This is a genomic window from Sphingobacterium sp. NPDC055431, assembly GCF_053644255.1.
Map to the genome: position 1 here is coordinate 1 of NZ_JBSHLH010000032.1, position 23,023 is coordinate 23,023.

At 40.4% G+C, this 23,023-nt stretch carries 22 protein-coding genes and 1 tRNA gene; 16 read left to right on the forward strand and 7 right to left on the reverse strand.

The genetic code is table 11. The features are described 5' to 3' along the window. Positions 1-57 precede the first annotated feature (57 nt). On the forward strand, positions 58-846 hold the full coding sequence (locus ACWIB3_RS18110) for a phosphatase PAP2 family protein (RefSeq protein ID WP_454292321.1): 789 nt from the start codon (positions 58-60) through the stop codon (positions 844-846). 2 nt (positions 847-848) lie between these two features. Here ACWIB3_RS18110 and ACWIB3_RS18115 read toward each other — a convergent pair whose 3' ends face one another. Further along, on the reverse strand, positions 849-1,355 hold the full coding sequence (locus ACWIB3_RS18115) for a hypothetical protein (RefSeq protein ID WP_185218351.1): 507 nt from the start codon (positions 1,353-1,355) through the stop codon (positions 849-851). A 47-nt stretch (positions 1,356-1,402) separates the two neighbouring features. Beyond that, a complete protein-coding gene (locus ACWIB3_RS18120; protein ID WP_185218350.1) occupies positions 1,403-2,092 on the reverse strand; it encodes a carboxylesterase family protein in 690 nt (229 codons plus the stop codon). Positions 2,093-2,306: 214 nt separating this feature from the next. On the opposite strand from ACWIB3_RS18120, the gene ACWIB3_RS18125 reads away from it, so the two are divergent. The 4 genes from ACWIB3_RS18125 (at position 2,307) to ACWIB3_RS18140 (ending at position 7,367) form a co-directional block, all read left to right on the forward strand. Next, complete coding sequence (locus tag ACWIB3_RS18125) at positions 2,307-2,702, forward strand: c-type cytochrome (protein WP_185213745.1); 396 nt, start codon at positions 2,307-2,309, stop codon at positions 2,700-2,702. Positions 2,703-2,716: 14 nt separating this feature from the next. Further along, positions 2,717-2,992 (forward strand): SelT/SelW/SelH family protein, encoded by a 276-nt coding sequence (locus ACWIB3_RS18130; RefSeq protein WP_454292322.1) that lies wholly within the window; start codon positions 2,717-2,719, stop codon positions 2,990-2,992. 104 nt (positions 2,993-3,096) lie between these two features. Continuing rightward, positions 3,097-4,323, forward strand: a complete 1,227-nt coding sequence (locus ACWIB3_RS18135) for a metallophosphoesterase family protein (protein WP_313261848.1) — start codon at positions 3,097-3,099, stop codon at positions 4,321-4,323. Between the two features lie 2 nt (positions 4,324-4,325). Then, positions 4,326-7,367, forward strand: a complete 3,042-nt coding sequence (locus tag ACWIB3_RS18140) for an SbcC/MukB-like Walker B domain-containing protein (RefSeq protein WP_454292323.1) — start codon at positions 4,326-4,328, stop codon at positions 7,365-7,367. A 101-nt stretch (positions 7,368-7,468) separates the two neighbouring features. Here the strand turns inward: ACWIB3_RS18140 and ACWIB3_RS18145 are convergent, their stop codons facing one another. Then, on the reverse strand, positions 7,469-8,005 hold the full coding sequence (locus ACWIB3_RS18145; protein WP_185218346.1) for a hypothetical protein: 537 nt from the start codon (positions 8,003-8,005) through the stop codon (positions 7,469-7,471). 319 nt (positions 8,006-8,324) lie between these two features. On the opposite strand from ACWIB3_RS18145, the gene ACWIB3_RS18150 reads away from it, so the two are divergent. Beyond that, positions 8,325-8,406: transfer RNA gene (locus ACWIB3_RS18150), tRNA-Leu, on the forward strand. Between the two features lie 106 nt (positions 8,407-8,512). On the opposite strand, the gene ACWIB3_RS18155 is transcribed toward ACWIB3_RS18150, so the two are convergent. After that, on the reverse strand, positions 8,513-9,028 hold the full coding sequence (locus ACWIB3_RS18155; RefSeq protein ID WP_454292324.1) for a hypothetical protein: 516 nt from the start codon (positions 9,026-9,028) through the stop codon (positions 8,513-8,515). A gap of 188 nt (positions 9,029-9,216) precedes the next feature. On the opposite strand from ACWIB3_RS18155, the gene ACWIB3_RS18160 reads away from it, so the two are divergent. The 5 genes from ACWIB3_RS18160 to ACWIB3_RS18180 all read left to right on the forward strand — a co-directional run bounded on the left by ACWIB3_RS18160 (position 9,217) and on the right by ACWIB3_RS18180 (position 14,515). Further along, entirely contained in the window at positions 9,217-9,717 is a 501-nt protein-coding gene (locus tag ACWIB3_RS18160) for a hypothetical protein (RefSeq protein ID WP_454292325.1), read from the forward strand. Positions 9,718-9,734: 17 nt separating this feature from the next. Continuing rightward, a complete protein-coding gene (locus ACWIB3_RS18165) occupies positions 9,735-10,412 on the forward strand; it encodes a GIN domain-containing protein (protein ID WP_185218800.1) in 678 nt (225 codons plus the stop codon). Positions 10,413-10,524: 112 nt separating this feature from the next. After that, the gene (gene guaA / locus ACWIB3_RS18170) at positions 10,525-12,075 is read left to right on the forward strand and encodes a glutamine-hydrolyzing GMP synthase (RefSeq protein WP_185218342.1); all 1,551 of its coding nucleotides are present in this window, start codon (positions 10,525-10,527) and stop codon (positions 12,073-12,075) included. Beyond that, positions 12,032-13,333 (forward strand): ABC transporter substrate-binding protein, encoded by a 1,302-nt coding sequence (locus ACWIB3_RS18175; RefSeq protein ID WP_185213800.1) that lies wholly within the window; start codon positions 12,032-12,034, stop codon positions 13,331-13,333. The genes guaA and ACWIB3_RS18175 overlap by 44 nt, the downstream gene beginning before the upstream one ends. Positions 13,334-13,339: 6 nt before the next feature. After that, a complete protein-coding gene (locus ACWIB3_RS18180; protein ID WP_454292326.1) occupies positions 13,340-14,515 on the forward strand; it encodes an RsmB/NOP family class I SAM-dependent RNA methyltransferase in 1,176 nt (391 codons plus the stop codon). Here the strand turns inward: ACWIB3_RS18180 and ACWIB3_RS18185 are convergent. Then, positions 14,512-14,979 (reverse strand): universal stress protein, encoded by a 468-nt coding sequence (locus ACWIB3_RS18185; protein WP_454292327.1) that lies wholly within the window; start codon positions 14,977-14,979, stop codon positions 14,512-14,514. The two genes, ACWIB3_RS18180 and ACWIB3_RS18185, sit on opposite strands and share 4 nt — an antisense overlap. An 80-nt stretch (positions 14,980-15,059) precedes the next feature. On the opposite strand from ACWIB3_RS18185, the gene ACWIB3_RS18190 reads away from it, so the two are divergent. Continuing rightward, positions 15,060-15,824, forward strand: a complete 765-nt coding sequence (locus ACWIB3_RS18190) for a C40 family peptidase (protein WP_454292328.1) — start codon at positions 15,060-15,062, stop codon at positions 15,822-15,824. Positions 15,825-16,040: 216 nt separating this feature from the next. On the opposite strand, the gene ychF is transcribed toward ACWIB3_RS18190, so the two are convergent. Continuing rightward, entirely contained in the window at positions 16,041-17,141 is a 1,101-nt protein-coding gene (gene ychF, locus ACWIB3_RS18195; RefSeq protein WP_185213804.1) for a redox-regulated ATPase YchF, read from the reverse strand. Between the two features lie 263 nt (positions 17,142-17,404). Between ychF and ACWIB3_RS18200 the strand changes: the two genes are divergently transcribed. The 4 genes from ACWIB3_RS18200 (at position 17,405) to ACWIB3_RS18215 (ending at position 21,839) form a co-directional block, all read left to right on the forward strand. Continuing rightward, the gene (locus ACWIB3_RS18200) at positions 17,405-17,893 is read left to right on the forward strand and encodes a hypothetical protein (RefSeq protein ID WP_185213805.1); all 489 of its coding nucleotides are present in this window, start codon (positions 17,405-17,407) and stop codon (positions 17,891-17,893) included. Positions 17,894-17,998: 105 nt separating this feature from the next. Continuing rightward, positions 17,999-18,958, forward strand: a complete 960-nt coding sequence (locus ACWIB3_RS18205) for a polysaccharide deacetylase family protein (RefSeq protein ID WP_237219554.1) — start codon at positions 17,999-18,001, stop codon at positions 18,956-18,958. A gap of 51 nt (positions 18,959-19,009) precedes the next feature. Then, positions 19,010-20,794: an ABC transporter ATP-binding protein gene (locus ACWIB3_RS18210; RefSeq protein WP_454292329.1), complete on the forward strand. Its 1,785-nt coding sequence runs from the start codon at positions 19,010-19,012 to the stop codon at positions 20,792-20,794. A 70-nt stretch (positions 20,795-20,864) separates the two neighbouring features. Continuing rightward, positions 20,865-21,839 (forward strand): 1-acyl-sn-glycerol-3-phosphate acyltransferase, encoded by a 975-nt coding sequence (locus ACWIB3_RS18215; RefSeq protein WP_454292330.1) that lies wholly within the window; start codon positions 20,865-20,867, stop codon positions 21,837-21,839. Here the strand turns inward: ACWIB3_RS18215 and ACWIB3_RS18220 are convergent. Continuing rightward, positions 21,820-22,431 (reverse strand): DUF4126 domain-containing protein, encoded by a 612-nt coding sequence (locus ACWIB3_RS18220; RefSeq protein ID WP_454292331.1) that lies wholly within the window; start codon positions 22,429-22,431, stop codon positions 21,820-21,822. The genes ACWIB3_RS18215 and ACWIB3_RS18220 overlap by 20 nt on opposite strands. Positions 22,432-23,023 lie beyond the last annotated feature (592 nt).

A 23,023-nucleotide genomic window follows, 5' to 3' on the forward strand; every position in this document is an offset into this window, starting at 1 on the left:
GACAATAAATTATAATAAATAACAATTATTAGCCTGTAGATCTAATCTATTTCTTATATGAAGTCATCATTGGAGCCTGGAATGCTGTTTCTGCGTATATTCATTCTATTCATATTGCATTTCAAGGGAAATTGCTGTTTCTGTCAGCAAGACAGTGTACTCGCTCAGTTAAATCAGGTTAAGCGAAGTAGTTTTTCAAAATTGATGTTGAATGAGGGATTGATAGCTCCTATTGGTTTTATTAGTTATGGTGTTACTTCAGTTAAAAACCCTTACTTGCAGAAACAGAATGAATTAATAAAAGATAATTTACAGTCTGCGCGACCAATTAGGATAAGGATAGATGATTTTACCCAATATGCTGCCACTGGATCTTATTTTGCTTTTGATCTCATGGGTATAAGGGCGAAGCATGATTTTAAATCAAGGTTGTTCGTGGCATCTGTAGCCCATATTATCATGGGGAGTTCAGTGAATCTATTGAAAAAGAGTGTTCCGATTATGCGACCTGACTTCTCAGCCTCGAACTCTTTTCCCTCAGGACATACCGCTACAGCATTTGTGGGAGCAGAACTGATTTGGCAAGAGTATAGCCATCAGTCTGCTTGGTATGGAATAGGGGCTTATACCATTGCTGCTGGGACAGGATTTTTCAGGATGTACAATAATCGGCATTGGCTGTCAGATGTAGTAATGGGGGCAGGCATAGGGATATTGAGCACGAAAATGGCTTACTGGATGCTGCCAAAGTTAGAGGAGCGCATCCAAAAAAGGAAGCACCCATATTTGTTAATGCCTTCATACAACGGAAAACAGTTTATGTTGAGCTTTGCGAGCAGTCTCTAGGCTTAAAGATTGATGCTATCATATGCCCAGTGTAAAAGTGCCTGTCTCTGCTTTGGACGACATTGAAAATCACCAAATGTACAATTGCCTTTTACTTGGGCAATATGTCTTTTAAAAGCTTTCCAACGTTTGATCTGTCTTTCATCGTCTTCAGATCTTCGACCCATAAAATATCTGCAGTACCACTGGAACCACCCTCGAGGATCTTGGGGGTGTATCCAGCCTTTTCTTTGCCATTCTGATAGGGGCTGGGAAGCCTTTATTTTAAAGAAATTTAGGCTAGGGTCTCCAGCATTGCTTTCACCTTTATACAGCTTCGCATGTTCAAACCATTCTTTAGGGAATTCATTTCGACAGTCATTGAGGTACTTGCCATTGAAGACGCCTAATTCAAGCATTTCCTGTGGGCTTAACTGAGGTTGGAATTCTGGGTCAAAGTTTTTGCCCATAGGTTCCGTAAGCTCATAGGAATAGTCTTTTTGCATACTATCGTAGACATGGATCAGCATAGTTTTTGTTAAAGTTGTTCTTAACTTATTTTATCTCAAAATATTGATTAAGAGCCTTTGCTGTGTTTGAACATGAAGTCGTAAATCTTTTCTCCATGGAATAATCGTTCAACGCTTCCATGGGTTCCACCTGGTATGATGGTGAGGGTTGCATCGGCGTTTTTGTTGCATTTTTTGATGGCATTGTAGATCTTTTTGGATTCAGAAGCCGGGACAGCGCGGTCGGCACTTCCATGTTGAATCCAAAGCGGGACCTGGGTCAGGTTGCAGGCGTAACTCACGGTTCCACCGCCACAGATAGCGACTGCTGCCGCAAATCGGTCTGGGTATTTTCCGGCAACATCCATGGTGCCATAGCCACCCATGCTCATGCCGCAAACATACACTCTGTGTTCATCAGCTGGATAGTCCTTAAGGACAGCATCCAATACGTCGATAACTTTGTCTGGATCCCAGCCATTGGAGGTCTGAGGCGCAACGATAATGGCTTCAAGGTCTTTTCCTCTTTCAATTGCCCTTAATACGCCGTAACGCTTAACACGGTTTAAGTCATGGCCTGAAAGGCTTCGGCCGTGCAAAAAGACAATAACGGGCAGTTTTTCATTCTTTTCGATGTTTTCTGGAGTTCTTACCCAATAGGAATACCCTGTTTTGGATTTAATCGCCTTTAGTTGGGCAGAAGATGATAAGGTCATCGCCAAGAAAAAGCAGGTTAAGAGCAAAAAATGTTTGTACATAGCTATCGTTTCATGTTTTTGGCAAGAAGAGAGGCTTCGAGCCGGCTTGAATCAGTTAGAAATCAAGGTTCGCAAGATAAAAACAAAGAAGTTTTAAACCAAATGCTGTGCTATAAGTGCTTGTTGTGTAGTGTTCTATATTTTTTCATGACATTTATATTACAATTCTATGTATTTTTTATTAAATTGCTGTACCATTAAAAATCAAAGAGATATGAAGAGAAAAGCTATCACACTGTTAAGTTTATTTGCCTTGGTCATTGGCTTGAGTGCATTTCATATTGGGGGACAGGAGGAAAGACCTCAGAATTTAAAAGTACTTCCAAAGAACATCAGCCATGAAGAGTTGGATAGCACCATGAAATCTTTCAATATGGCATTAGGCGTGAAGTGTAACCATTGTCATGCCCCTAAGCCAAACGGTGAGAAAGGTTTGGACTTTGCTTCAGATGCGAATCCGAAGAAAGATATTGCGAGACATATGATCAAAATGACTAAACAGATCAATAAAAAACATTTCAAGCATGCCTATGATGGGGTGGTTTACAATATATCATGTAATACCTGTCATAACGGAAAAACCGAAGCTTTTACTGTTGTTAAACAATAAGTTGTATTAATCTATTGAAAGCAATAGTTCGCATAACTTACTGTCCCAAATGTGGTTGGATGCTCCGGGCTGCCTATATGGCTCAGGAGCTTCTGACCACTTTTGTTGATGACCTGCACTCGGTAAATTTGGAGCCTAGCGAGATCAGTGGTCGTTACACGGTTTTCGTTGATGATGAAATAATTTTTGACAGAAAACGCGAAGGCCGTTTCCCGGAAATCAAAGAACTTAAGCAATTGGTTCGCAATAGGGTTAATCCCGAAAAAGACCTTGGTCACTCCGATCGTTAAGGTAATCGAGAGCGGGTAAAGACGCTAAATCTTTCACAATTCTTAACCCTTTACAAAAAGAAAAATCTGTATTTTTAACTTTCACCATAACAGATTTATCGTAAATGCGCATATTACATACAGCAGATTGGCATCTGGGTAAAAAGCTTGATTTCTTTTCTCGGATCGAAGAGCAGAAAGAAGTCTTGGAAGAAATTTGTCAGATTGCCGACCGCGAAGAAGTTGACCTTGTTGTCGTTTCTGGAGATCTTTATGATACTTTTAATCCCCCAGTAGAAGCAACCGAATTACTTTATCGAACTTTAAAACGTCTTTCCAAGAATGGGAAAAGACCTGTTATTGCCATTGCCGGCAACCATGATTCGCCGGATCGCATTGATTCGCCGGATTCATTGGCCAGGGAATTGGGGATATTCTTCTTTGGACAACCCAGTCTGAAGATCAATCCGATTACCGTAGAAGGCAGTTTCGATGTGATCCGGGTAGATGAAGGCTTTTTGGAGATTAAGCTGCCTAAGTATTATTACCCCATTCGGATCTTGAGTACTGCATTTGCTAATGAGATCCGATTGAAGCAATATTTGGGAGATACGGATAAGGCAAGTCAGTTACAGGAGTTATTGAAAAAGAAGTGGCAGGATACTGCTGATCAATATTGTGATACTTATGGGGTTAATTTATTGACCACGCATCTTTATATGTTGAAAAGAGGTGCTGAGGTATTGGAGGAGCCTGAAGGTGAAAAACCGTTACGCCTAGGTTTTGCTGATCTGGTGTATTCTGACAGCATCCCTTCGCAGATACAATATACCGCCTTAGGGCATTTGCATAAATTCCATGAAATTGGGCAGGGAACAGCGCCTGTGATCTATCCTGGGAGTCCATTAGCTTATTCTTTTTCCGAAAGTGGACAAACTAAACAGGTTATTATCGTTGATTTGGAGCCTAATAGAATTGCCCAGTATAGGACCGTGCATCTGGAGAAAGGACGACCATTGGTGCGAGTAAGGTTCAATGATATTGACGAAGCCGTTAAATGGTTGCACGATAATCCCAGTGTTTTAGTAGAGCTAACCTTGGAGTCTGATAACTTTTTAAGTTCGACTGATCTAAAGCGTGTCCATGAAGCTCACAATGGCATTATCCATGTCATTCCTGTATTGAGTAAAAAACAGGAGTTGCAAAATGGGCGGCCAAGTGTAAACCTGGATCAAGATATGAAGGACCTGTTCAAGGATTATTTCAAATCGAAATATGGACAGGAGCCCAATGAAGAATTAATGACCCTATTTAACGAGGTCGCAGCAAATACCTTAGAAAAAGAAGATTAAGTATGTTGCCATTATTTTTAAGTATTGAAGGGTTATATTCCTATCAAGAAAAACAATCTATAGATTTTACAGAATTAACGGAAGCGGGGTTATTTGGAATCTTCGGTAAGGTTGGTTCTGGAAAGTCATCCATATTGGAAGCCATCAGTTTTGCGCTGTATGGTGATACTGAACGCCTGAATAAGACGGATAAGCGCGCTTATAATATGATGAACCTAAAGTCTAATCAAGCGATGATAGTCTTTGAGTTCCTGAACTTTGAAAAGCGTAAATTCCGATTTGTTGCTCAATGGAGGCGAAGAAAGAATTTTGATGATACCACCCCGATTGAACGTACCGCCTATGAATGGATTGATGGAGAATGGGTGCCTATGGAATCTGCTGATGGAGCCTTGGTAACCAATTTATCCTATGCAAACTTCAGAAGGACCATCATCATTCCACAAGGTCAGTTTAAGGAGTTTTTGGAATTGAAGGGAAAGGACCGTTCCGAAATGATGAAGGAGATCTTTTACCTCAATAAATTTGATCTTGGTCCCAAGATTGGTTTTCTACAGGCTGGCAATAATAGGAAGCTCGAAAATCTAAAAGGTGCTCTATCAGGATTTGAAAGCATTTCAACGGAGGTCCTCAATCAGAAGAAACTGGAAGTTGAGGAGGCTAAAAAGACGCTTGAGATTACAAGAACTGATTATCATGAGCTGCAACAAAAGGTTCAGTCCTTGCAGGAATATAGGGATAAAGGTATTGAACTGCATCAAAAGGAGGCTCAGTTCAATGAGCTGAATAGCAAAAAGGAGCGGGTTCAGCAGCAGGAAGCTGAGGTCAATCGATATGAAAGAACCTCTCAGGCGTTTAAGGAGCCTTTGAATTATCTACAATCATTAAATGTGGAAAGGGAGACCCTGATCCATAAGATCGAGAATTTTCAGGTGGTTAAAGAACGTCAGGTGCGGGAGATCGATGTCGTTGAGAAGGAAATAGCTTCTGTTCAGCATGATTACCTTAATCTCAATGTATTCAGGGCTAAAACCGAAGATTATAAAAGGCTGATCCAGATCAAGGAGAATGATAAGAAGGAAAAGGAACTGGAAACGCGATTGACAAAGGGAACTCCTTTTGTAGAAAGAACGAAAGAAGCTGAGGTCAATCTTGCCAAGAAGTTGGAAGAGGCTGAGGAAAGGCTAGAGGCTTTGAAATCAGAGAAAATCGATACTTCTCAATTGATTGAAATGGAAAAATGGTACCATAAGAAGGATACCATCGAACAGCAACAGAAAAATTCTAATAAACTGTTGGAGCAATTGACCCAAGAGGCAGAGGTAGAACAAGGCCAGTTCAATAAGTTGGGTTATACCGAGGACAACTGGGAGCAGATGATAGGGAATGAGCTGAAATTGATTGAAAACGATCTGAATAAGTTGAGGGAGCAAGAGACCCATCTGCAGGTTCAAGCGAAATTGAGTCGATTTGCTACTGAGCTTCAGTCAGGTATGCCTTGTCCGCTTTGTGGGGCGTTAGATCATCCTGAACCTATGGTGGCAACACATGTGCAGGAAGAGCTGAATAAAATAACGCAAGAAAAATATAGTTTGGATGGAAAAAGGACTGAGTTTCAAAAGCTAAAAGAACAGCTGACAAGGACCAGTATTTCCCTTCATACCAAAAGGACAAGTTTAGAACAGTTGCAGAAAGATAATGATGGGCATTCCAGTAATTTGAATGAACATCTGTCAGCATTCTCATGGTCTGGCTATTCATCCGAAGATACAGATGCTTTCGAGGCTCAGAAAGAGCGTGTTAAGCAAAGTGAACAGATTACCTCAGGTCTAGAAGCTGAAATCAAGCAGATGCGTTTAGATCTTCAAAAGAGCAGGGAGAATATCCAGAAGTTTGAGAAGGAACTGGATAGCATCAAAGCTGAGATAGCCGTTGTGAAGGGGGTAAGTTTGCACAGTAGGAACTCGCTTCAGCAATTGAATTTTGAGGAATTCACTGAAGTTGATCTTGAAGAGGTGAAAAGATTGAAGTTGCACCTTGACCAACGGATTTTACAGATTGAGGGTGATTATTTGACCCTGAACCAAAAACTAAATACTTACAAGACAAAACTGGCGGAGATCGCTGGTCAATATAGTGCTGCGAAAGAGCAGTTGAGCAATTTCAACCAGCAGATCAAGGTAAGGCAGGAACAACTTGCCAAATTATTGCGTGAATATCAGTTTGCAGACATTACCCAAGTGCAGCATATTATTCAGAGGCCAATGCCAGTGGAACAATTGCGTAAGGAAATTCAACAGTTCTACGTAAGGTTGGAGGTCCTAGAGACTCAGATCAATTCCTTAAGAGAGTTCTTGAAAGATAGGGATTTCTCCGAAGAGGAATTGGAAACAAGCAGCAAGTTATTTGAATTTAAAAAAGAGGAGCTTGAACTGCAATTGTCATTGACGGGCGGATTAGAAAAAGAATTAGCTCACTTGACTTTAGAGATCGGTAAGAAAGAGAAGTTAATGGAAGAGTTTGATCAACTGAATGCTAGAGGTGCAAATTTAAAGGTTCTGGAGAACCTGTTTAAAGGAAATGGATTTGTGAATTATGTTTCCAGCATCCACTTAAGGCAGATGTGCGAAATGGCAAATGATCGTTTCCATCGGTTGACCAGAAACCAACTTAGCCTTACCATCAACGAGAACAATGAGTTTGAGGTGATCGACTACCTCAATAATGGCTATAGACGCTCTGTGAAGACCTTATCCGGAGGGCAGAGTTTCCAGGCTTCACTTTGTTTAGCATTAGCGTTGGCTGAAAATATTCAGTCCCTGAATAAATCAGACAGAAACTTCTTCTTTATTGACGAAGGTTTCGGTACCCAAGATTCGGAAAGCATCAATACCGTTTTTGATACCCTGCAATATTTACATCATGAAAATAGAGTAGTGGGGATAATCTCACATGTCGACGAATTGAAGGAACGGATTCCGAGGTCTGTTTCGGTGGAGAAAGATCAGGAATTGGGAAGTAAGGTGAAAGCATCATGGAATTGATCAATTCCATGATATAGCATAAAATATGAAGGTCCCGTAAGCACGGGACCTTCATCAATTAAACATATAACCACTAACTAATAAAAAACCTTAATCACTATTTATCCATTTGAACTTTCTACGCTTGTAGTCTCTTGTGCTGGTTTTTCCACCGGCTTACGGTCCATGTCTCTACGTTTCATCTGACGATGTTGCGTTCTGTCGCCACGGTCCATTCTGCCTTTGCGGTTTTCAGCCATTTTATTCTTTAATATTTCTTGCTGTTCAGGAGTCAACAATTTCATGAACTCATCACGCTCAGCTTTCATTTCATTCTTGCGAGCCTCGCGATCAGCTTTTCTAGTTTCTTGTTTTTCCTTCCATTTCTTTGCTTGGTCTAGGTTGTACGAATAAACATCTTGTTTTTGTTTATCAGTAAACTTCAATTCCTTGTCCAAGCGATCTGTTTTCATCTTAGCGATCTCTTCAGGGGTTTTATTTGTCATTTTACCCATTCTATCACCGCCACGAACATGTTTCCTGTGTTTCATCTCCTGACGTACTTCAGATCTATCTTTCTTTACGCTATCTTGTGTCTGAGCAGAAGCTGCAAAGCTTAATCCAGCAAATAAAGCAGCAAATGTTAATATCTTTTTCATAGTCTATCTATTTTTATTGTCCTTTTATTCTTTGAGCAAATCTGAAGGCAAACGTTTAAATCGAGTTTAGTTAAAGAATGTTAACGGATTCAAGATTGTGGCTGTTTCCTTTTTCGTTTTGCTTATTGGTAAGATGAAAAAGTGGGGGAATAGTTTATTTTGATCCATGTTAAATATTGTTAATGCAACCATTTGATGGTTTTTGGAGGGCTTTTGAAAAATAAATGGACTAAAAATCAGTTAGTTTAGCTGTGGGAGTAATTTTATTTTTGGAAAATAAACGAGAGTACCTATATTTGCATCGTTCCAAAGGGAATAAGCCCAGGTGGCGGAATTGGTAGACGCGTTGGTCTCAAACACCAATGAAGCAATTCGTGCCGGTTCGATCCCGGCCCTGGGTACAACAGAAAAGCTCATCATTCGATGAGCTTTTCGTTTTTTCAGAAGAAACCTAGATCCCTCACAGAACCTCTTTCTTTATATTTCGTATATATAATTTATTAAAAATTACAATCCCCCGCCTCCAGCCATTTTCGATAGAATACCTGTAGCCAGCAGACCAAAGAAACTCAATAAATACAGTCCAACCATTATAATGGCCAAGATGCCAATGAACTTATAATGCTTTTTGAGGAAATTAAATGCTGTCGTCAGGTGATCTGAATTGCGCAAATTGATTGCCTCCTGTAGGTTCTTGGAGAATTTATATAACCATAAAATCGGAGCGAAGTATAAGGCAATCATTATGATCATCATCAGTAGGAAAGGTATCATGGCGAAAGCATTAACCTGTTCGCGGCTTGTCGAACTATTTCCAATAAAATATAGGAACATAAAAAATGCCACCACCAAATAAATGGCCATGCCAATCATGCCGAGGATCGATAGGAATTTTGTCCATTTCGCAGTCTCTCGCAGATATTCAATGGCAACAGGTCCGATTTTCAACTCATAGTTTTGATACGGGTTGTTTTGCGGGTTGATGTTTTCCGGTTGACCGAAGTTGTTTTCATCGTTTTCCATAAGTAAATATATTAGGTTCTTAATTTTTACAATACAATTTACTAATAATTATTGGCGCTGGGTTAAATTTTATTCCTGAATATGGGAAAAATGAGTTTTCCGTTTAATAAAATTTAGTTGAAAGTGTTAAAATTTATCCTACTTGGCGTGTTTTTTGTTAATTAATGGGAGATAAACCATTTTTAATTATGATGAGAATAATGATTTTAGCCATTGTTCTGTTGATTTCCAATGAGATACGTTCTCAAGACTTGGATCTGAACAGCGTTCGAAATGATTTTAACAAGGGAGTTAAGGATGAGGATTTGTGTAAAAGGCATTTGGAAGCCTTGGAAGAAAATGCGGACTCACCAGTTGAACGCGGATATGCCGCCGCATTTCATATGTTTATGGCCAAACATACCTCTAATCCACTCAAAAAGATGAGTTATTTCAAGGACGGCAAAAACAAGTTGGAAAAAGAACTCAAATCCAATCCTAACAATGTGGAGCTGAGATTTATCCGTCTCAGTATACAGTACCATATCCCCAAATACTTGGGCTACCACAACGAAATTGAATCTGACAAGGATTTTGTGATGAATAATCTCTATAAAATGTCGGATAAATTCACCAAAGAAAAAATTTACAAATATTTAAAGGGTGCAAATATGTATACTCAGGACGAATTAGCGTTATTAGGTAGGTAAATATCTATATTAGCGTTATGAAGATGAAATACATTTTATTATTTGCAGTGTCCATGTTAGTTCATTCGGTGCAGGCTCAGATCAAGCAGAGCATCAATGAATTTTCCGTGTTGGAAGTAACCGATAGGTTATGGGTGAGTGTGGTTCCAAGTGATAAGCATGAAATCGTTATCAATGGTGAGTTGGCAGACAAGGTTGAAGCGGTCTATTCAAAAGGCGAGCTTCGATTAAAGATGAAGGGCAGCTATATTATGCAGGGTAATCAGGCCAATGTGGTGGTCTATACACCTTCTGTTTCCAGTATCATTGCCAAGAAAGGTTCAGAAGTAAATATTGAGGAGACCGCCATGGAAGAAGAAGCGATGATCTTCACGGCGACGGAGGGTTCAAAAATCAGGGCTTATATCAAGTCGGTAGGGGTTGATGTATCCTCCAATACAGGTTCATCAATTGACCTTTTGGGAACTGCGACCAAGTTGAATGTCAAGACTACAGCTGGTGGTAACTTTTATGGAAAGGACCTGAAGACGGATATCGTATATGTACGTGTCAACGCTGGTGGAAAAACTGAGGTCAATGCTTCAGAATCTGCTGATGTAGAGACTAGAATGGGTGGTACCATTGATGTCTATGGAAACCCTAAGAATAAAAGAGATAAGAAAATTGCCGGTGGAAAGATAGTTTTCCATCAATAAAAAATAAGATTTTTTAGGAAAGCAAGCATTGAATCAATGCTTGCTTTCTTTTTTACGTCAATAAGTTAACATTTCCTCTGATAAATTGTGTATTGATTTGTAACTTTGCGCCATGTCAGAAAAAATTATCATTCTCGATTTTGGATCGCAATATACCCAGTTAATTGCGCGTCGCGTTAGGGAACTAAATGTATACTGTGAAATTCACCCATTCAACAACCTTCCAGAATTTGATGGATCTGTAAAAGGTGTGATCTTTTCAGGTAGCCCTTATTCAGTGCGTCAGGAAGACGCTCCTCAGATAGACTTCAAAGCCATTCAGGAAAAATTCCCATTATTAGGGGTTTGTTATGGTGCGCAATATATTGCTCAGCATTCCAATGGTGAGGTTCTTCCATCTGAAATCCGTGAATATGGTCGTGCTAATTTGCAGTTTGTTGATCAAGAGAATGATTTATTGAAAGGCATACCTTCCCAATCTCAAGTATGGATGTCACATGGTGACACCATTAAAGAGGTTCCATCAAACTTTAAGATTATCGCGAGTACCGATAAGGTACGTGTTGCTGCCTATCAGATCGAAGGTAGCAAGACCTACGGTATCCAATTCCACCCTGAAGTTACGCACAGTACAGATGGCCAAGTTCTATTGAAAAACTTTGTTATCGATATTTGTGGATGTACCCAAGACTGGACTGCTGATGCTTTTGTTGACACAACAGTAGCGGAACTTAAAGAACAATTAGGTAATGACCATGTTATTATGGCTTTATCTGGTGGTGTTGACTCCACCGTGGCTGCAGTTTTATTGCACCATGCCATTGGCGATAAGCTACACTGTTTCTTTGTGGACCATGGACTATTACGTAAAGATGAATACGAACAAGTATTGGCATCTTACAAACACATGGGCCTAAACATCAAAGGTGTTAATGCTAAAGAGCTTTTCTATTCCAGATTGGCTGGCGTATCAGAACCAGAACAAAAACGTAAGATCATTGGCGCATCATTTATCGATGTATTTGATGAGGCTGCGAAAGAAATACAAAAAGAATTGCCAGAAGGCACAGAAGCGAAATGGTTGGGTCAAGGAACTATCTACCCAGATATTATTGAATCCATTTCAGTGAAAGGTCCTTCAGCTACCATTAAATCACACCATAACGTAGGTGGCTTGCCAGACTACATGAAATTAAAGGTTATCGAACCTTTGAAAACTTTATTTAAAGATGAAGTTCGTCGTGTTGGAAAGTCCCTTGAGGTTGATCCAGCGATCCTTGGAAGACACCCTTTCCCAGGTCCAGGATTAGCAATTCGAATTTTAGGTGATATTACGGAAGAAAAGGTACGGATTTTGCAAGAAGCTGATGACATTTACATTCGTAACCTGAAAGAATCAGGTTGGTATGATAAGGTTTGGCAAGCTGGAACAATCTTCTTGCCGGTTCAGTCAGTTGGAGTGATGGGGGATGAACGTACCTATGAACACGTAGTAGCGCTTAGAGCTGTAGGTTCCCTAGACGGAATGACAGCTGATTGGATTCATTTGCCTTATGATTTATTAGCTAAAATTTCAAACGAGATTATTAATCATGTCAAAGGAATCAACAGAGTCGTATATGATATCAGCTCAAAACCACCAGCAACAATTGAGTGGGAATAATAATTTGAAAAACATTTATAGAGGTACCCTCGCCGCATTGTGCTTAGGTGCTGTCCTTGCAGTAAGTTCCTGTTCGCCAAAAACTACGGGTGGCGTTTTGAAAAACCCTAATGTATATGGCAATAAAGATAAGGACCCTGGAAAGAACCCATCTGAAAGCGATAAGAAAGAGGATGCTAAAAAAGACGATAAAGTAAAAGGATCAGAGCAAGCGAACAGCATTGCTCTCCTTTTACCTTTTCAACTGAATATGATCGCCAACCAAAACGTGGTGGAAGCCGATGTGAAGCGCTCTGCTTTGGCATTGGATTTTTATCAAGGTTTCCAGTTAGGCGTCAATGAAGTTGCCAAAAAACCTGGCGATTTCAATCTCAAGGTGATGGACACGCAGGATAATGAAATGAAAAACCTGAGCATTGCAGCTTCTAAAGAAGTGGAAAGTGCAAGTTTGATCGTGGGTCCAGTCTATCCGAAGGAAATCCGTTCCTTTGCCAAAGGCAATAAAAACACCAAAGTCCTACAGGTAAATCCATTGGCTGCAACCATGCCAACGGAATTCAATATCGCAAACCTTGTTTCATTAACTCCACCGATCCGTATCCATATGCGCGCTATCGCTGGTGAAATGATGAAAAAATATATGGACAATGACGTTATCATCGTATTTGATGCGAGGGATACCGATCACCGTAATTTCATCGCTGGATTTGATGAGGAAATCAAGAAATTGAACCCAACTGCGAAGATCGTTCATGTTACTTCAGTAGCGCAATTGAAGCAAACCATTCCAGATCTAGGAACCGCACTTGTGATCAGCGGCACAACCGAAAAGACGCAACTGCGATCGCTGGTTACCGCTTTGGACGATAAAGTGGCTGAAGGCTATGCCATTCGCTTATTCGGACACCCGCTTTGGTCCCGTGTTGACTTTAGACCATACGATAACTTCTACCGTATGGATCCTACGATCAGCTCTGAGAGCCACTTAAAAGTGTGGAGTTCCGATGTTCAGAATTTCCAGAAAAACTATAAGAACAATTTCAAGGTTGATCCTTCTGACTTTGCCTATAAAGGTTATGACGCAGGTAAATACTTCGCAACCCTGTTGAGCAAATACGGTACAGAATATGCCGAGAAAGTAGTTGACGAAAAATTCTCCGGAATCTTCAGCGATTACCAGTTCAATTACAATCCAACTTGGGGATATGTAAACCAAGCAGTAAAAATAAGGACCTACCGTAACGGTTCTTTTCAATAATTAGCATTGGAAATCAATAGCAAAAGAGTACAGCAGCAAGTTCGCAACTTCGAACGTACTATCAACGAATATCAATTTAAGGAACCTTTCTCTAGGTTCTTAACTCAGTTTTATAAGAATAACAGACAAATGGGTTCATCCGATAGAAGGATGGACTCACGGTTCTGCTATAATTTCTTCCGTTTAGGAAAAGCCTTTTCTGATCTGGAACTCTCCGAAAAACTTAGCATAGCTGAATTTCTATGTGAGGAAAGCTCCGCTGTTGTCCAAGTGTTCCAGCCTGATTGGTCCGATAAGATCAATTTGACCTTAGAGGAAAAAGTGAGTTTTATCCAATCGAAATATGGAAACTTTCTTGATGAGGTATTTCCATTTTCAGGATTCCTTTCAGGAAGTATCCATAAAACTGAATTTATCCTATCCCACTTTGTCCAGCCTAACCTATATATCCGAATCCAAAAGGGTATGGAAAGTAAGGTGAAAAAGACCTTGGAAAAGAATGAAATTCCCTTTGTAGAACTTTCTGCTCAGACCCTGTCCTTACCGAACGGAACGAACCTTCAACAGATCAAATCTTTGGATGGAGATTATGAGGTTCAGGATTTTTCATCCCAACAGAGCCTCAATGAATTAGAGGTTGTTCCAAGGAGCTCTTGGTGGGACTGCTGTGCTGCTTCTGGAGGGAAATCACTTTTATTATTGGATAAGGAACCCAATATTAAACTTTTGGTTTCAGACGTTCGTTTGAGCATCCTGAGGAATTTAGATGAGCGTTTCGAGAAAGCCAACGTGAGAACCTATTTTCGCAAGAAAATATTGGATCTCAGCAAACCAGTTGACCATATCATGGGCGAGGAGTCTTTCGATGGCATTATCCTTGACGCACCTTGTTCCGGTTCTGGAACTTGGGGCAGGACGCCGGAAATGCTGCAGAAGTTTACGAGCAGTGAACTACAAAGGTTCTCTGACTTGCAAAAACAGATTGCCAAGCATGTCGTTCCATTCCTTAAGCCTGGGAAAACATTGCTTTACATTACTTGTTCGGTTTTTGAAGCAGAGAACGAGGAGGTCAGCAAATATATCTCCGATACGCTGGGTTTGCAGTTAGTTGCACAACAGCCCATTATCGGCTACGATAAGAAAGCAGACTCTATGTTTGTGGCGAAATTTGTGAAGGTCTAATCACAGTTTAAAGGAATGACCAATACAGGGCATGTAGCTTTTCTGATCAAGGCTTCCGAAACGGATCCTGAAAGGAAATGGTCAAATCCTGTTCTTCCATTATTACCCATGATAATTAAATCCGCAGTCCATTCTTTGGCAACCTGAAGGATTTCATCCCGCACATCACCTACGCGATTGAAAGTGAATGTTTCAGATGCACCTTGAAATTCCGTGGCTAGCCTATTTAGGAAATCCTGAAAGGCTTGTTGCTGTATTTCGGAAACTTCGGGAACAATAATAGGTTGTTGACCCAATAGGGGGTCCACACCATAAGATGTTGGCGAAGTGGGAGGTACGACAGTAACTAAAGCAAGGGCTGGATGTATTTCTTCAACAATCTCTCTTGCATAGTCGATGGCACGACGGGAACAAGGGGTTTCATCGATAGCTAATAATATTCGATTGAACTTTTTTGTAGTCATGATATTTAGATTATAATGTATATCTAATATATAAAAAACGATTAAATTAGCTTAATTGTTTTATAAAAACAGCATATTTTATGGCATTAGGAATTTGTGTTTTAAGTTCGATCTCGGTTCTCGAGACCCCAAAGTTTTCAGCTAACCGCGTTTATGAACTTCTATTTGCGGAAGCATTTACCATTATTGAGCGACAAAAGTCATGGGCATTCATCCAGCTTCCCGATTCAGAGATCCAAGGTTGGATCATGGAAGGACAGTTTGAATTGGTGGAAGAGATTATCCCCGCAGATTTTATCATCGATGAGGTAGGGGGCTATGCCGTCGCTGGGGAGAACAAAACCATGCAGATCTTTCATGGTAGCCCAATTCCGGAAAACAAGAGCATCATTACTGCTGTAGATAATTACAAGATACTCTCTGATCTCCGCGATACCGAAGAAGGTTACGAAGAGGAAAGAGATCGCGAACAATTGGAGAACTTCGTAGCAAGCTATCTGAATACCCCATTTTCCTATAAGGGAAGAACAGTGCATGGAGTCGATAATATAGGCTTATGCGGCTTGTTTTACCGTCATTTCGGTGTTGAAATCCCGAAAGACATTCCCTCCATTCTCCAATTAGGCACTTCCATAGATTTTATTTCAGAAATAAGAGGTGGTGATTTAGCCTTTTTCATCAACGAAGAAGGCGAAGTAGATCATCTCGGAATCGTCATTTCCGATGAGGAAATCCTGCATGTCGTTGAAAAGGTCCGAATCGATTCCATCGACAATGAAGGTATCTATAACCAAGACCTCCAACAGACTACCCATAAGTTGAGGATAGTTAAAAGGCTGGTTTAGACAAATGAGTTGAACCAGGATTCAAGGGATGAGAGGATGGACCAAGATTATGGAATGAGCCAGGATTAAAAGGATTGGAGGATGGACCAAGATCTTGGCAAAAATGCCATCCATTTTGGGCATGAACCCCGAGCGGAGTCTAGGGGGAGCTGACCCCAATCCCAGATCTTATGTCTAAATAAAAAAAGCGACTCTAAAGTCGCTTTTTTTATTTACCTAAACATTGAATCGGAAGTGCATAATGTCCCCGTCTTCAACGATATATGTTTTACCTTCTACGGATAGTTTACCAGCTTCTTTAACGGCTGCTTCTGATCCGAATTGTACGAAGTCATTGTATTTAATTACTTCGGCGCGGATAAATCCTTTTTCAAAATCGGTGTGGATTACGCCGGCAGCTTGTGGTGCTGTAAATCCTTTTTCGATGGTCCAAGCACGTACTTCTTGAACACCTGCCGTAAAGTAAGTTGCTAAGTCCAATAAGGAGTAAGCTGCACGGATTAATTTGTGAACCCCAGATTCATCCAAACCTAGATCTTCCAAGAACATTTTACGTTCTTCATAGTCTTCAAGTTGGGCAATCTCCGATTCGATCTGTGCCGAGATAACCAATACTTCCGCATTTTCATCCTTTACAGCTTCCTTAACCTGATCAACATACGCATTTCCTGTGTTTACAGAAGCCTCATCTACGTTACATACATAAAGTACTGGTTTTACGGTCAATAAGGTCAAGTCATCGATGAATTCGAAATCTTCCTCCGAAATAGGGGCAGTACGGGCAGATTTTCCAGACTCTAAATGCGTTTTCACTACAGAAAGAACTTCATAGGTTTTCTTTGCATCCTTATCACCACCAGTCTTGGCCATTTTTTCAACTTTTTGGATACGTTTTACAACGGTATCCAAATCTTTAAGCTGTAATTCCGTATCGATGATTTCCTTGTCACGGATAGGGTCAACAGAACCATCAACGTGGATCACATTGCCATCATCAAAACATCTCAATACATGGATAATAGCATTTGTGGTACGGATATTACCCAAAAACTGATTACCTAGACCCTCACCTTTGGAAGCACCTTTCACCAAACCAGCGATATCGACGATTTCGATGGTATTAGGAACGATACGTTGCGGATTGACAAGTTCTGCTAATTTGTTCAAGCGAGCATCCGGAACTGTAATGACACCAACATTTGGTTCAATGGTACAGAACGGGAAGTTTGCAGCTTGCGCTTTAGCGTTTGATAAACAGTTAAATAAGGTTGATTTACCTACGTTTGGTAGGCCTACGATCCCACATTGTAATGCCATATTGCTATTTTGTTAAAATTGCGACAAAGATAACAAAAATGCTGATAGAATCGGGTAGGGCAGACAGAGTATTTTTCGAGAGCTTTGCTGAATGTTAAATTGTAAAAAATGACAAAAAGATGAATTTTAAAACCTTGATTCTGAATACTGTAGCTGTGAATTTACATTTTTTAACATTTTCATATTAATCCTTCCCTTCAAATTGCCTGTCAGAACATTAAACATAACCGGACGATTGGTCCTAAAGATATAAGGAGGTTTTTATGAAAAAGTTATTCTACGCAGCATTAGTTTTTGGAGGATTATTCTTCGTCAAACCGGCAGATGCCCAAGTAAATGTAAGCTTGAACATTGGTGTACAACCTTCATGGGGACCAGTTGGCTATGACTACGCCAGGTATTATTACATGCCAGAGTTTGATATGTATTACGATGTTTCTAATCGTTACTATACCTACTACGATGGCCGTACATGGGTGTCACACAGGAATATACCGAGAAGATATAGAGGTCGTGACTTCCATAGAACCTATAAAGTGGTGATCAATGAATCAAGGCCTTGGAGGAACCATAGGCATTATCATGATCGCTATCATGGTTACTCAAGGAACTATTCTCAGGTTACAATCCGTGATGGCGGAAGACATCATCACCGCGCCGATAAACGCTATCGCAAAATGGAAAAAGAACATTACAAGTACCATAAAAAAATGGATAAGCGTTGGAAAAAAGGAAGACATTACGATGATTAGCATATAATATAGGGATAAATGGGATGGGACTTCAGCTTGAAGTCCCTTTCTTATGTCGACAAATATTTTTAGCTTTGTACAAATTTTAAGAGACCCTCAAAGGCTATGTTGAAGAAGACTATCGTCGCTGGTATTGCCGCTATTTCCACACTAATCTCAGTTTACTCCTGTAATTCTATTGTAGGCTCACCTAACAGCTCTAATCCTTCGGATTCGACAGGAAACTCATTGGTTGATGCTGAATCCAAGTTACAACAGGATACAGTAAAACTGATGGATATCCTGGACTCCCTGAACAAAGGGAAAATCCATTTTCCAGCTGTAGATTCCTTAAATAAAATCGAACCTAAGCAAGCTAAAAAGATGCTTAGAGATTCCATCTACCGTGAATTGAATAAAAAGGATAAGCACATCTACCTTACTTTTGATGACGGTCCATTGATTGGTAGTTCCGCTATCGACTCCATTATCACCGCTAAAAACACCAAGATCTCTGCTTTCCTAGTAGGTAAGCATGCTGGCATGAGCAAAAGATTGAAACGAGATTTTGATCGTTATATGAACAATCCACTTGTTGAATGTTACAACCATAGCTATTCGCATGCTGCCAATAAATTCCATGTATTTTACAGCAATCCTGACCTAGCGGTCGCTGATTTCGAAAAATGCGAAACAGATTTAGGCCTGAAACATAAGATCGTTCGGATGCCAGGAAGAAACATCTGGTTATTTGATGATGTTCGCCGTGTAGATTTAACCTCAGGAAGCCAAACTGCTGACCTACTGGGTGTCAATGGCTATAAGATCTATGGATGGGACGTAGAATGGAAAATCAATGGTTTGACCGGTAAACCTGTTCAGTCTGTTGAAGAGATCTATGGCCGTATCCGTAACATGTTAGGAAATAAATCAACATTGAAGCCAAATAATATCGTTTTACTGATGCATGACGATATGTTCCAAAATAAAAAAGGACAACAATTATTGAGCAATCTAATTGATAGCCTGAAGCAACACAAAGATTATAAGTTTGATTTCATAGAAAATTATCCTATAAAATATTAGTTACAGAGTGCGGAGGCTTAAACTTTTTGAGTACTTTAAAGTTTAAATTTTATGACCATATCCCAACTCTTTAAAAAAGTATTACCCTTCACCAAGCCGTATAAGAATCTCATTTTTTATACCCTTATCCTAACGGTTGTTGGGTCCTTTGCTGCACAGGTCAATGCCTTTATCCTAAAGTACACCGTTGATACCATCAGTGACCTCCTCGTCAACAAGACACCCCTCCGAACTGGACTTTATCTATTAGGCGTTATTTCCGCCATATTACTGGGTAAGGAAATTATCTATTCCATCGTTCAGTTTGGACAAAAATACTACGGTGAGAAATTGCGGATCATGATCTCCCGCGATTTTTCGCAAGCCATTGTCGATCGTATCCTCACCTATAAAATGGCCTTCTATACTTCCAGTATCAATGAGTCCGGAAAACTTCAAACCCGGATTGATGCCGGTATAAGCTCGCTGACCCGACTGGTCCAAAACTTCTTTATTGATATCCTTCCGCTCTTTGCAAATGCCATCGTCGCCTTGGTCTGTATGTTCCTGGCGAATTTCTATGTTGGCTTGGTGGGCCTGTTTATCATACCGATCTATTTTTATGTTTCCCAGTTGCAGGCCAAGAGATTATCTGGCTTTCGAAGGAACATGCGTCAGTACAGGGAGAATAAGAGTAACCAATTGATCAACCTGATTGATTCCATTACCGTGATCAAGTCCTTCGTTCGTGAGGACACTGAAGCTGAAAAGCATAAAAAGATTCAGTATGAGATGACCGAGAACCAAATGGCTACTCGTAAAACCTCCTTTATCTTTGAAAGCATCAAGGGATTTATCGAACAGATCGGCGTGGTTATCGTCATCATCCTGACCGCTTATTTTGTTTTGAACGAACAGATGTCCATCGGTGCCATCATGTTCCATATTATGCTTTTCAATAACGTTTCTGCACCGATCAGGCAGCTTCACCGGATCTACGATGAGGTCAACGATGCCCTGATCTATTCTGAAAGCTTCTTTGGAATCCTGGAGGATGAAGGGCAGAAGGAACCTTCAGGCACCTATAGACCCGAAAGAATTAAAGGGCTGATCGAGATCAGGAATGTGGATTTCAGCTATCCAAATGGACATCAGGCCTTGCACAATGTCAGCATGGAGATCTGTCCAAACGTGAACACGGCATTGGTAGGATTGTCCGGTGCTGGAAAGAGTACCATCATCAATCTATTGGATAAATTCTACGAACCAAGCTCTGGAGCAATATATCTGGATGGGGTGGACCTCAGGGAATATGGTACGGAATTTTTGAGGGATAATATCGGGTTGGTTTTACAAAGGAACCATATTTTTAAAGGAAGTATTGCCGACAATATCCGTTACGGAAAGACTGAAGCCAGTATGGAAGAGGTCATCGAAGCCGCTAAGAAAGCTTCTATTCATGAGCAGGTCCTCGATCTACCGAATGGCTATGATGCCGAAGCCCATCTGCTCTCTGGTGGACAGCAGCAAAGAATTGCAATTGCAAGGATGTTCCTTAAGAATCCTCCGATTATCTTCCTGGATGAACCAACAGCCAATTTGGACGCTATCGCAACCGAGCAGATCAAAAATAGCTTGGACGCCATCAAAGTGGGTAGGACAGTGATCATCGTTTCGCATAGTATTTCTCAGATCATTGATGCCGAACATATCATTGTGATGGAAAAAGGTAGAGTGGTAGAGGATGGTAGCCATGAAGAGCTATTTGACCTGCATGGCGCTTATTATAAGATTTTTAGTGCAATGGCCAATAGCCTCAATATCCATAAGATTACCGAATCCATGAAAGAAGATTAGTATTTGTTAAAATTAGGCGTGTTTTTTGTTATAGGAAAATTAGGATTCTAATTATTGAGAATATTAATCTATGCTTTATCCAATCCTAAGATCATTTGTCAAACTGGGCATGAACTGGTATGTGGCAGATTGGCAATTAAAAAACTTGGAACTAGCAGCAAAGGATGAACCTGCTGTAATCGTTTCAAATCATCCCAATTCCTTTTTTGATGCCTTGGTTCTCTCGGTGCATCAACCCTCGGAAATATGTTTCCTGACTAGGGGAGATATCTTTGGAAAACCCTTGGCGAACTGGGCGTTACGTAGTTTCTTTATGTTGCCTATCTATAAGAAGAATGATAGTCAGGATGCTGATATTAGCAATGGATTTACCTATGATGAATGCGTGCGCCAATTGAAAATGGGCCGCAAACTCCTGATATTTCCGGAAGGCGTGTCGAGAAACCAAATAGACTTGAAGCCTTTCATGACCTCAGGTTTAACTTCCATAATCAAACGTGCCGTTCAAATGGATGTGCCTATCCAAGTCCAACCCTATATCCTCAGCTATAATTCCTTTGATGATACGCCGAAAGCAATTTATTTGGAAGCTTTAAATCCCATTGATTCGACAGACTACCTGAACAATTCTGAAGTGATGACGAGTGAATTGATCAGGAGCCTCAGGGAGGAAATGGATGCCAAAATGTTAAACCGTTACGTAGCTGCAAGTGATGGCATCCAACAGGAACGCGCATGGATGAAGTTCCCTGCTTTATTGGGCCATTATTCCCATAATTGGTACTATCAATTGGTCAAAAAGAAAATAAAACAGAAAACAGAGAACAGTATATTCTATGATTCACTCTTGTTTGGCGTACTGTTGTTTTCCTATCCGGTAATCGTGTTGCTGTTAAGTATTATTATAGGAAATATCTTCAGTTTTTGGTGGGGTTTTCTCGTATTTATCCTACTTCCTTTTCTATCTTACTGTTGGGTACAATATCAACCTGTCCAAGTAGCCGAGGAAAACTTGGAAGGAAGAGTTAATAGGTTGAATCCTTAAATTTATTCACCTTAGGCTTTTTTCTGACCTTGTCCAATAGTTTTTTACCATATTTAATGGCGAAATATAGGATAAGGATAACTAGGATTCCGGCTAATATCGGTAAGAATATCGCCAAGATGCTCATAATGGTAGATCCAACGGTTTCTACCGTGGAGATGATCGGATTGCCGATCCCAGCGGTTGTACCAGAGGATGCCGCCCTAGTTCCGGCAAACACCGAACTGATGGTAGCGGCGGTACCTCCACCGGCAATCAATGCCAGCGACCATTGAATCCAACTGCTCACTTCAGTAAACTGCGTTGCAAATAATAAAGATCCAGCTACAGTTGCCAATGGAACCGTAATGCTATCCAAGATATTATCAACAAAGGGAATGTAATAGGCCAATATTTCAAATAAGGTAGCCAAGCCTGTTGCAATGACTGCTGGTAGTCCGCCTACCCAGGCATAGCTCTCGTCCAAAGGGATCCAACCTAAGTAAGAGCCCAGACTTAAAAAGAATATCGGTAGAAATACCCTAAAACCCGTGGCAGCAGCAAGCCCAATTCCCACAAATAACGATATGATAAAAGGTAGAATGTCGGTCATGATCTGGTTTTATTAAATCCTGCACAAATTTCCAGCCAAATCTGATATTCAAAATGGAAGGGGAGAATAATATAATGTGCGTTAAGTTCTCTTCGTTAATTTGGAGTTCGGGTTTGAACCAGGATTAAATGGATGGGAGGATAGGCCAAGATCAAAGGTTTGAACCAGGATTAAATGGATGGGAGGATAGGCCAAGATCAAAGGTTTGAACCAGGATTATGTGGATGGGAAGATTGGCCAAGATCATGGAAAAGAACCAGGATTAAATGGATGTGAGGATAGGCCAAGATCAAGGGAATGAACCAGGATTAAATGGATGAGAGGATAGGCCAAGATCAAAGGAATGAACCAGGATTAAATGGTTGGGAGGATAGGCCAAGATCAAAGGAATGAACCAGGATTAAATGGATGGGAGGATAGGCCAAGATCATGGTCAATTTGTCTCTGGATAGTCACTGAAACTTTAGGCCGTATGTTTGTATTTAGGACGTGCTAACACAAAGAGATAGCATAAGATTATTTGTTTATATTTTTATATAACCAAAATAACAACATAAATCCTAATCTTATGCTACGACAAAATACGGATTTA

Coding starts and splice junctions, on each gene's coding strand:
- ACWIB3_RS18165 (WP_185218800.1), top strand. CDS start 9,735: ATGAAGATGAAATACATTTTATTATTTGCAGTGTCCATGTTAGTTCAT.
- ACWIB3_RS18155 (WP_454292324.1), bottom strand. CDS start 9,028: ATGGAAAACGATGAAAACAACTTCGGTCAACCGGAAAACATCAACCCG.
- ACWIB3_RS18200 (WP_185213805.1), top strand. CDS start 17,405: ATGAAAAAGTTATTCTACGCAGCATTAGTTTTTGGAGGATTATTCTTC.
- ychF (WP_185213804.1), bottom strand. CDS start 17,141: ATGGCATTACAATGTGGGATCGTAGGCCTACCAAACGTAGGTAAATCA.
- ACWIB3_RS18205 (WP_237219554.1), top strand. CDS start 17,999: ATGTTGAAGAAGACTATCGTCGCTGGTATTGCCGCTATTTCCACACTA.
- ACWIB3_RS18185 (WP_454292327.1), bottom strand. CDS start 14,979: ATGACTACAAAAAAGTTCAATCGAATATTATTAGCTATCGATGAAACC.
- guaA (WP_185218342.1), top strand. CDS start 10,525: ATGTCAGAAAAAATTATCATTCTCGATTTTGGATCGCAATATACCCAG.
- ACWIB3_RS18175 (WP_185213800.1), top strand. CDS start 12,032: ATGATATCAGCTCAAAACCACCAGCAACAATTGAGTGGGAATAATAAT.
- ACWIB3_RS18210 (WP_454292329.1), top strand. CDS start 19,010: ATGACCATATCCCAACTCTTTAAAAAAGTATTACCCTTCACCAAGCCG.
- ACWIB3_RS18145 (WP_185218346.1), bottom strand. CDS start 8,005: ATGAAAAAGATATTAACATTTGCTGCTTTATTTGCTGGATTAAGCTTT.
- ACWIB3_RS18190 (WP_454292328.1), top strand. CDS start 15,060: ATGGCATTAGGAATTTGTGTTTTAAGTTCGATCTCGGTTCTCGAGACC.
- ACWIB3_RS18120 (WP_185218350.1), bottom strand. CDS start 2,092: ATGTACAAACATTTTTTGCTCTTAACCTGCTTTTTCTTGGCGATGACC.
- ACWIB3_RS18220 (WP_454292331.1), bottom strand. CDS start 22,431: ATGACCGACATTCTACCTTTTATCATATCGTTATTTGTGGGAATTGGG.
- ACWIB3_RS18110 (WP_454292321.1), top strand. CDS start 58: ATGAAGTCATCATTGGAGCCTGGAATGCTGTTTCTGCGTATATTCATT.
- ACWIB3_RS18160 (WP_454292325.1), top strand. CDS start 9,217: ATGATGAGAATAATGATTTTAGCCATTGTTCTGTTGATTTCCAATGAG.
- ACWIB3_RS18125 (WP_185213745.1), top strand. CDS start 2,307: ATGAAGAGAAAAGCTATCACACTGTTAAGTTTATTTGCCTTGGTCATT.
- ACWIB3_RS18140 (WP_454292323.1), top strand. CDS start 4,326: ATGTTGCCATTATTTTTAAGTATTGAAGGGTTATATTCCTATCAAGAA.
- ACWIB3_RS18215 (WP_454292330.1), top strand. CDS start 20,865: ATGCTTTATCCAATCCTAAGATCATTTGTCAAACTGGGCATGAACTGG.
- ACWIB3_RS18115 (WP_185218351.1), bottom strand. CDS start 1,355: ATGCTGATCCATGTCTACGATAGTATGCAAAAAGACTATTCCTATGAG.
- ACWIB3_RS18135 (WP_313261848.1), top strand. CDS start 3,097: ATGCGCATATTACATACAGCAGATTGGCATCTGGGTAAAAAGCTTGAT.